At 66.6% G+C, this 8,537-nt stretch carries 8 protein-coding genes and 1 pseudogene; 5 read left to right on the forward strand and 4 right to left on the reverse strand.

The window, feature by feature from the left end; genetic code table 11:
* The 4 genes from A5713_RS24775 to A5713_RS24790 form a co-directional block, all read left to right on the forward strand.
* A partial coding sequence (locus tag A5713_RS24775) for an MCE family protein (RefSeq protein WP_231980663.1) occupies positions 1-1,102 on the forward strand: 1,102 nt, incomplete at its 5' end.
* Positions 1,099-2,529: an MCE family protein gene (locus tag A5713_RS24780; RefSeq protein ID WP_068098898.1), complete on the forward strand. Its 1,431-nt coding sequence runs from the start codon at positions 1,099-1,101 to the stop codon at positions 2,527-2,529. The genes A5713_RS24775 and A5713_RS24780, both read left to right, overlap by 4 nt.
* Complete coding sequence (locus tag A5713_RS24785; protein ID WP_068098900.1) at positions 2,526-3,821, forward strand: MCE family protein; 1,296 nt, start codon at positions 2,526-2,528, stop codon at positions 3,819-3,821. Before A5713_RS24780 ends, A5713_RS24785 begins: the two co-directional genes overlap by 4 nt.
* Entirely contained in the window at positions 3,822-5,567 is a 1,746-nt protein-coding gene (locus tag A5713_RS24790) for an MCE family protein (RefSeq protein ID WP_068098901.1), read from the forward strand.
* Positions 5,568-5,612: 45 nt separating this feature from the next.
* Here the strand turns inward: A5713_RS24790 and A5713_RS24795 are convergent, their stop codons facing one another.
* The 3 genes from A5713_RS24795 to A5713_RS24805 form a co-directional block, all read right to left on the reverse strand.
* Entirely contained in the window at positions 5,613-6,134 is a 522-nt protein-coding gene (locus A5713_RS24795) for a hypothetical protein (protein WP_067922838.1), read from the reverse strand.
* Positions 6,135-6,268: 134 nt separating this feature from the next.
* The gene (locus A5713_RS24800; RefSeq protein WP_068098902.1) at positions 6,269-6,886 is read right to left on the reverse strand and encodes a hypothetical protein; all 618 of its coding nucleotides are present in this window, start codon (positions 6,884-6,886) and stop codon (positions 6,269-6,271) included.
* Positions 6,883-7,581 (reverse strand): hypothetical protein, encoded by a 699-nt coding sequence (locus A5713_RS24805; RefSeq protein WP_369804522.1) that lies wholly within the window; start codon positions 7,579-7,581, stop codon positions 6,883-6,885. The genes A5713_RS24800 and A5713_RS24805 overlap by 4 nt, the downstream gene beginning before the upstream one ends.
* Before the next feature lie 320 nt (positions 7,582-7,901).
* On the opposite strand from A5713_RS24805, the gene A5713_RS24810 reads away from it, so the two are divergent.
* Complete coding sequence (locus A5713_RS24810; protein ID WP_197509201.1) at positions 7,902-8,285, forward strand: hypothetical protein; 384 nt, start codon at positions 7,902-7,904, stop codon at positions 8,283-8,285.
* A 9-nt stretch (positions 8,286-8,294) separates the two neighbouring features.
* Here A5713_RS24810 and A5713_RS24815 read toward each other — a convergent pair.
* Positions 8,295-8,537, reverse strand: a pseudogene (locus A5713_RS24815) (TetR/AcrR family transcriptional regulator); the annotation flags it as partial.

Genomic DNA, 8,537 nt, shown 5'->3' on the forward strand with positions numbered 1-8,537 from the left:
AACTGGCCTCGTCAAGGCGGGACTCATCGGCGTCGTCCTGGCGGTGATGGTCATCCTCGTCGGCCTGTCGCCCGACCGGTTCATCGCGTGGGCGACGATGGTCAGATACCAGGCGCTGTTCACCGAAGCCGGCGGCCTTACGACGGGCAACCCCGTGATCGTGTCCGGCGTGAAGGTCGGCACGGTGTCGGATATCAAGCTGCAGCGCGGCGACGCTCTGGTGACGTTCGCCATGAAGGGCAACGTCCTGCTCGGTTCGGAGACGTCCGCGCACATCCGCACCGGCACGTTGCTGGGCGAGCGGATGCTGACGTTGGAGTCCGCCGGCAGCGGCACGTTGCACCCGATGGCGCTCATTCCCGTCTCGCGCACGTCTTCGCCGTACTCGCTGACGGAAGCGGTCAGCGACCTGACAACCGACACCGCCGGAACGGACACCACGGCGCTGAATCAGTCGTTGGACACGCTCGCGGCGACGCTCGACCAGATCGCGCCCCAAATGGGGCCGGCCTTCGACGCGCTCACCCGGTTGTCGCGCACCCTCAACAGCCGCAACAAGAATCTGGGCGAGCTGTTCAAGAGCGCCGGCGACGTCACCGGCGTCCTCTCCGAACGCAGCCAGCAGGTCAACAAACTCATCCTCAACTCCGACTCTCTGCTGCAGGTGCTGGTGGCGCGCCGGCAAGAGATCGTGGACCTGCTGGCCAACACGTCGGCGGTGGCCAAACAGCTGACGGCACTGGTACACGACAACGAAAGCAAGCTGGCGCCCACGCTGGAGAGGCTGAATTCGGTGACCGCCATGCTGCAAAAGAACCGCGATAACATCAGCAAGGCGCTGCCGGGCCTGAAGAAATTCCAGATCACGGTCGGCGAGGGCATCTCGAGTATGTACGCCTATCAGGCCTTCGTCCCGAACTTCCTTGCCCCGCAACTCTTCCAGCCGATCATCGACTACCTCTGGGGATTCCGCACCTTCGACACCTCGAAGGGGCCGGGCTACCCTTCGCCGTTGCCCCGCTCGCTGACTCCCTGGCCGTACAACGGCATTCCGGTCTGCCCCGGCTGCACGTTGGGCGGCAGGATCGGAGGGTCACAATGACCTCCCGGGTACCTCGTAACAGGGTGACGGCCGTGGCGGCGGTTGTCCTGGTCGGGCTCATCGTCGCCGGCGCCGCCGTGCTCGTCCGCAACACGGTCTTCGGCAAGAAGACGATCACCGCCTACTTCACCACCGCCACCGCGATCTATCCCCATGACGAGGTGCGGGTGTCGGGTGTCAAAGTCGGCAACATCAAATCCATTGAGCCGCAGGGCACCCGGGCCAAGATGACCCTCGAGGTCGACCGCGGCGTACCGATTCCGGCCGACGCGAAGGCGGTGATCGTCGCCACAAATCTGGTCGCCTCCCGCTACGTCCAGCTCTCGCCGGCCTATCGCGACAGTGGACCGGTCATGCGCGACGGGGCCGTGATCCCGGTCGAACGGACCGCGGTCCCGGTCGAGTGGGACGAGGTCAAAGCCCAGTTGATGCGGCTGGCAACGGATTTGGGGCCCAAGAGTGGGGTCTCGGGCACGTCGGTGGGCCGGTTCATCGACAGCGCCGCCAACGCGCTCGACGGCAACGGGGACAAGCTACGGCAGACACTGAGTCAACTGTCGGGGGTGGGCCGAATCCTCGCCAACGGTAGCGGCAACATCGTCGACATCATCAAGAACCTGCAGACCTTCGTCGGCGCGCTGCGCGAAAGCAACGTCCAGATCGTGCAGTTCAACGACCGCCTGGCCACGCTCACCAGCGTGGTCAACGACAGCAAGTCCGACCTGGACGCGGCGCTGACCGATCTGTCGACGGCGGTCGGCGAGGTGCAACGCTTCATCGCCGGGACGCGCAACCAGACCAGCGAGCAGATCGCCCGGCTTGCCGACGTCACGCAGGTCCTGGCCGATCAGCACATGGATCTGGAGAACATCTTGCACGCAGCGCCGAACGCGCTTGGCAACTTCTTCAACGACTACAACGCCGACACCGGAACCATCGTGGGCGGCTTCGGGATCATGAACTTCGCGAACTCCACGTTCTCGGGTTTGATGCTTCCGGTGCCCGTGCCCGGCTGCACCGCGATCGGCGCCATCGAGAACGTCACCGCCGTTGAATCGGGCAAGCTGTGCTCGCTGTTCCTCGGTCCAGGGTTGCGCGTGCTCAACTTCAACAACCTGCCGATCCCCATCAACATCTTTCTGCAGAAGTCGGTGGACCCGTCCAACATCCTCTACAGCGAGCAGCGTCTGGCCCCCGGCGGCGAGGGCCCGAAACCCGGACCGCCCGAGATCCCGCCCGCAGTGTCTGCCTACACCGGCCTGCCCGGTGACCCGGTCGGACCGCCGGGGGCGGTGCCGCCCGCGCGGATACCGGGCGCGGCGATGCCGCTGCCGCCCCCGCCGAGCACACCGGAGGCGCCACCACCGCCGCCACCAGCGCAGAGCGCATCAGACATGCTGCTGCCGGCCGATCGGCCACAACAATGATCGCGGGGGTCACGGCGCGCCGGGTGTTCTCCGTGAGCTGTTGCGTGGTGCTGACGGCGACGGGATGCGCCTTCCACGGCCTGAATTCACTGCCCCTGCCGGGCGCGGTCGGACGCGGGCCAGGGGCCAACATCTACCACGTAGAGCTGCCGAATGTCGGCACCATGGAGTCGAATTCGCCGGTGATGATCGACGATGTCGTCGTCGGCAGTGTCGGCGCGATGAGGGTGAAAGGCTGGCACGCCGACGTCGAGATCTCGGTGAAGCGCGATGTCGTCGTCCCGGCCAACGTCGTGGCCACCGTCGGTCAGACCAGCCTGCTGGGGTCGATGCATGTGGAGCTCAATACGCCGCTCGGCCAGCAGGGCAGCGGACGACTGCAGCCGGGCGCCACCATCCCGCTGAGTCGCTCATCGGCCTACCCGTCGACCGAGCAGACGCTGTCGTCGCTGGGGGCTGTCGTCAACGGCGGCGGGCTGGGACAGATCGGCGAGATCATCCACAACTTCTCCGCCGCCCTGTCCGGGCGCGAGGGCGCGGTCCGTGATCTGATCACCCGCCTCGACACGTTCGTGGGAACGCTGGACGATCAGCGGGACAACCTCGTCGATTCCATCCAGGCGCTGAACCGGCTCGCCGCCACGTTCGCCGATCAGCGCGACGTCCTCACCCAGGCGCTGCAGAAGATACCGCCCGCGCTCGATGTGCTGATCAAGGAGCGCCCACGGCTCACGGCCGCCCTGGACAAACTGCGCGTCTTCAGCAACACCGCCACCAGGTTGGTCAACGACACCCAGGCCGACCTGGTCAAGAACCTCAAGAACCTGGAGCCGACCATCCGCGCGCTCGCCGACGTCGGACCGGAACTCGGCACGGCCGTCGCGGCCGGGTTCGTGTTCCCGTTCACCCAGAACTTCGTCGACCGTGCGGTTCGGGGCGACTACTTCAACCTGCACGTCGATCTGGACTTGTCGATTCCACGGCTCAAGCGAGGCCTGATGTTGGGGACGCACTGGGGGCAGCTGGACCAGCCGTTGGTACCGGCCCCCGGGGACCCGTATTACCTGCAGTACACCCATGATCCGATGCATGACCCGGTGAGGCCGCCGTGGGTCGACCCGGCCAGCCTCCCCCCGCTGCCCGGGCCCCCGCCGGGTGCGGGCCCGCTGCCCGGACCGCCGCCGAGCGCGGCCCCGCTGCCCGGGCCGCCGCCCGCCGCGGCGCCGCAGCCCGACGCGGCTGTGGGGCAAACACCGCCGCCGGCAACGGCACCGACGGAAGGTGGCGGGTAGATGCTGACGCGCTTCGTCCGGATCCAGTTGGCGGTGTTCGCGATCGCCGGGACCGTCGGCGTGATCGCGATGGTCCTCTTCTACATCCAGGCGCCGACCCTGCTGGGGATCGGCCGGATGACGGTGACACTGGAGCTGCCGGCCACCGGCGGCCTGTACCGGTTCTCCAACGTGACCTACCGCGGGGTTCAGCTCGGAAAGGTGACGTCGGTGGGCCTGACCCCGACGGGCGCGAAAGCGACGCTGTCGCTGAGCACTTCACCGAAGGTTCCCGCGGACCTGACCGCGGAGGTGCTCAGCGTCTCCGCGGTGGGTGAACAGTACGTGGATCTGCGGCCCAAGACCGACTCGCCGCCCTACCTGCACGACGGTTCGGTGATCGCCGCGCGGGACACCACGATTCCGCAGCCGGTCGGGCCGATGCTCGACCAGCTCAATGCCTTGGTCCAAAGCATCCCGAAGACCAAACTCGGCCAATTGCTCGACGAGTCGTTCCAGGGCTTCAACGGTTCCGGTTACGACCTGGGGTCACTGATCGATTCGTCGCAGACGTTGTCCCGCGACGCCAACGGCGTCGTCGATCGCACCCGGGCCCTCACCGAAGACACCGGGCCGCTCCTGGATACCCAAGCGCGCACCGCCGATTCGATCAGGACGTGGGCGCGGAGTTTCGCCGGCATCTCGGATGTGTTGGTGAACAACGATTCCCACTTCCGCAACATCCTGCAAAACGGTCCCGAGGCGGCGAACGAAGCGTCCCGCCTTCTCGCACAAGTCAAACCGACGCTGCCGGTGTTGCTCGCCAACCTGACCACCATCGGTCAGATCGGCGTCACCTACCACCCCTCGCTGGAGCAGCTGCTGGTGTTGCTGCCGTCGGCGGTCGCCATCGAGCAGGCCGCCGCGGCGCCGAACCATCCCGAGGGCACCGCCCAGGGCGACTTCGCGCTCACGATCGACGATCCGCCGATCTGCACGGTCGGCTTCATGCCGCCCAACACGTGGCGATCCCCGGACGACCTCACCGACATCGACACACCCGACGGGTTGTATTGCAAGCTCCCGCAGGATTCGCCGATCGGGGTTCGTGGTGCCCGCAACTACCCATGTATGGGTCACCCGGGCAAGCGCGCCCCGACGGTCGAAATCTGCAACAGCGACAAGCCGTACATGCCGTTGGCGATGAAACAGCACGTCCTCGGTCCCTACCCGCTTGACCCCAACCTGCTCGCCCAGGGCGTCCCGCCCGACGACCGGGTGACCGTCAACGACAGGATCTTCGGCCCGGTGGAGGGAACCCCACTTCCGCCGGGGGCGGTGCCGCGAGGTTCGCCGGCGGGGCCGCGGGGCGAGAATCCGCCACCGGGCACGGTTGGGGCGGCCGTACCGCCTGTGCCGTCGTCGGGACCGCCTCCGCTGGCGCCGATGTCGAGAATGTCGGCCGACCTTCCGCCGATAGCGCCACTGGACGTCCCCGCCGCCGGGGAACTTCCCCCGCCGCCGGCGGCGCCCGCGGTGCCCACTTCTCCCGATGCCGCGCCCCCCGACGCGGCCGCGGGCGGTGGGCCGCAGGCGGCGCCAAGCTCATTCAACGGTGGGGCCGGCAAGCAACGGCCATCCGTCACCATCGCCCGGTATGACCCGCGCACGGGTCGTTATGTCGGTCCGGACGGAAAGCTGTACCAGCAGTCGGATCTGGTTGCCCCGAAGGCGCCCAAGACGTGGCAGGACATGCTTCCCACCTGAAGCCGCCTCGGGGCGGGGAAGTAAGTAAGTGAGTAGAGCGCCCGGTCAGCCTATTTTGTCCAGGCGCAACGGCATCGCGATATCAAGCCACTGGTTTTGCCCGCAGGCGCCGGACGGGCCGACCGTCTTGTCTTTCCCGGCGTAGGTCGACGACCCGAGCTGATATCCGCCGTATTCGTTCACCGGGTAGAAGTAGAAGGTCTGCTGCCCGGTGAACGCGGTGCCGTCCTCACACCGCTCCCAGTCCCGCACTTCGCGTTTGACCTTCCACATCTCCCCGTCGTTCATGTACAGGGGAGCGCTCCATCCCTGGTCGCTGGTCACCGTGCCGTGGCATTCCTGGAACGTGACGCAGGTCGAACTGATCGTCCAGGTCTGAACGACCGTCGGCTCGCCGAAGTACTGATCGTTGCGCTGGGCCCAGTCGCCGATGGACGTGGCGCGGAACGTTCCGTTGACGGCCACTTCTTCCTTGGTCGTTGCCCGCGCTGTGGACGCCGTGCTCACGCCGCCGAATATGGTGGCAGCGACCAGCGTAACGGCGGTGAGTGGTCGAACTGAACGCATCAGGTACTCCTCGACCCACTTCAATTAACCGACACTATTAATGCGGTATCGACATTGCGTGCTGCTTTTCGTGCAATGAGATTAACACCGGTTCGGCTGCGACAAAATGGCGATTGAACCGAAATGGCAAGCGGTCACGACAGCGGATCCAACTTCGAGATCAGCCAGGAACCGTTGACCTTCGTCAGCGTCACCCGGGCGCTGTTCGCGGTCGTTTGTGGTTGGGGCTTCTCCGTGCTGGTGGCGGTCTGGTTGATGAATACCAGCACGACCGCGGAATCCGGGTGCAGCTCCGAAACGGCGGCCCGAATCACCTGGGCCGTCTCCGTGACGTGCTTCTGCTGTGCCAGCGCGGCTATCTGTTCTGTGAATTTGGTGTAGTAGGCGAGAAAATTACCCGTGAGATATGACTTCGCCTTGGCGAAATCGCGGTCGAGGTTGTCGGGAGCGTACGACAGCACGGCCACGGACCCCTCTGACGCCGCCCGAACTGCCCGCTGCGCCGCCGCCTCGGAGACCTGCTGATCCGGCCGATACAGGACGAAGTACAGACCGGCGGCGACGCCGATCGCCGCAACGACCAACACCGTCGCGACGATCGAACGCCACCTCGCGACACACCGCCCGATCCAGCGTTTGATTGCGGCCAGTCCGCCGGTGCGAGCCGGCCCCGGCGAAGAGGGTGCCGACCCCGCCTGGTCGGGCGGCGACGTCTCCGTGCCGTCCGGCGACGAACCATGCTCGACAGTCATTGCAAGAAATCGACTTTCGACATTTTGAGCTGACCGCCGTCCCGCGCGAGGGCGACGCTGATCCGCCACACGACGGGTGGCCGATGCGTGTTGTCCGCATTGGTGACATCGGATTTCGCCGCCACAAGTACGACCGCTGAATTGTCGCTCATCGACTCGACAGCTACGGCTTCGACGGTGGCCTTGCTGCTCACCTTCGATTCCTCCGTCTGCTTGGCCATGATGGCTGACATCGCAGACATCTGGGCTTTGAAGTCACCCGTCGACTCGTCGATGATGCGCTGGTAGTCGTCCCTGGCATGGTTGGCGTCGATCGACATCAGCGCCGTGATCCGTTGCCGCGCTGCGGCAGTGACTTCCGCCGCGAGCTGTTGTCTGTGCACGGTCGCCCGGTGCTGCCACACCATGTAACCGCTCGCCGCGAGGGAGCCGGACGCCAGCACGACGCCGACCGACGCGGCGATTGCTTTCCGGGACGGGGGTCGGAGCCACCGCGGTCGCCTCGGGCGCCGTGGCATCCGCAGTCGTGCCCGGATCGACTTTGCCGAGCGCTGCTCGACATCGGGGGCAGCGGTGTCGTCGTGCGCCTCGCCGGTTTCGGCTGCCGCGCGCAGCCTTGCGAGGCGCGCCCGAGCCTCCGCCGCCCGCGCTTCCGCCTCGGCGACTTCGTCTTCCGTGTCCGTGTCGGGTGCGATGGCGCCGGGATCGGCCCCTGAGCCCGACCGTGGTTCCGCGGGATCGGTCACGTCCGCCGGGCCGCCGCAATGGTCGGCGTCAGGCCCCTCCGGTTCGTGCACGGAGAAGGAGCTTATCACTTGGGACCGGTGTCAACGGCGTCATCGATCAGCCGCAATCGTGGCTCCCACATGCGCAAATGTGCGCCTCCCGGGTGGCGACCCGTAGCCCCGCCGGCGCGGCCCGGCGCCGGCGGCCCTGCGGCCCGGCTGATCTTCTCCAACCAGGAGAATTTTCTTTTCGGGTGTGGCAAAGTAATCGCGTGCGATTCATCGTGGCGATGGCCGCCGCGTTGCTCGGCGCCGGTGTGCTGGCCGCGCCGCCATCGTCGGCCGGGCCGACTGTCTGTGACTACCCCGCCTGCACGCCGGGCATCATGCCGCATCAGGTTCTGGGCGCGCCTTGTGAGAACACCACCTACTACGCCTTCGGTGTCGCCGACGGATACGTCTCGTTCGCCTCCGAGCCCGGACGGCTGATGTTCTGCGGCTCGCCCAGGAGATACCAGCCGCGATGGTTCCGGTCACCACCGATGGCGGGCGTCAAGGAGGAAGGCGCCACCTGCCAGAACTACCAGAACTACGTCGCGCAGGCGCCGGACGGACTGTTCCTGGTCTGCTTCGCCCACGACGGTGTCATGACCTGGGTGCGCGCCGACACATAGCCGCACTCGTCAGTCGGGGGCGTCCCGAGGCAGGCCGAGCAGGCGCCGGCTCAAATCGGTGACCCTGGTGAGCAATGTGTCGTCGTCGATGTCGGCGACGAGCGGATGCATGACAGCGGTGGCGAGCGCGCCGGAGAACATGGCCGCCTCGATCCGCCCGTCCAGACCCGCGTCGCTCAGCAATACCCGGTACAGACGGTCCATGAAGAGTTGAAACGGCTTGTGCTCGGCCAGCAATCGGACGACGACGGG

The sequence above is a fragment of the Mycobacterium sp. E2497 genome, from assembly GCF_001668695.1.
Lineage (GTDB): Bacteria > Actinomycetota > Actinomycetes > Mycobacteriales > Mycobacteriaceae > Mycobacterium.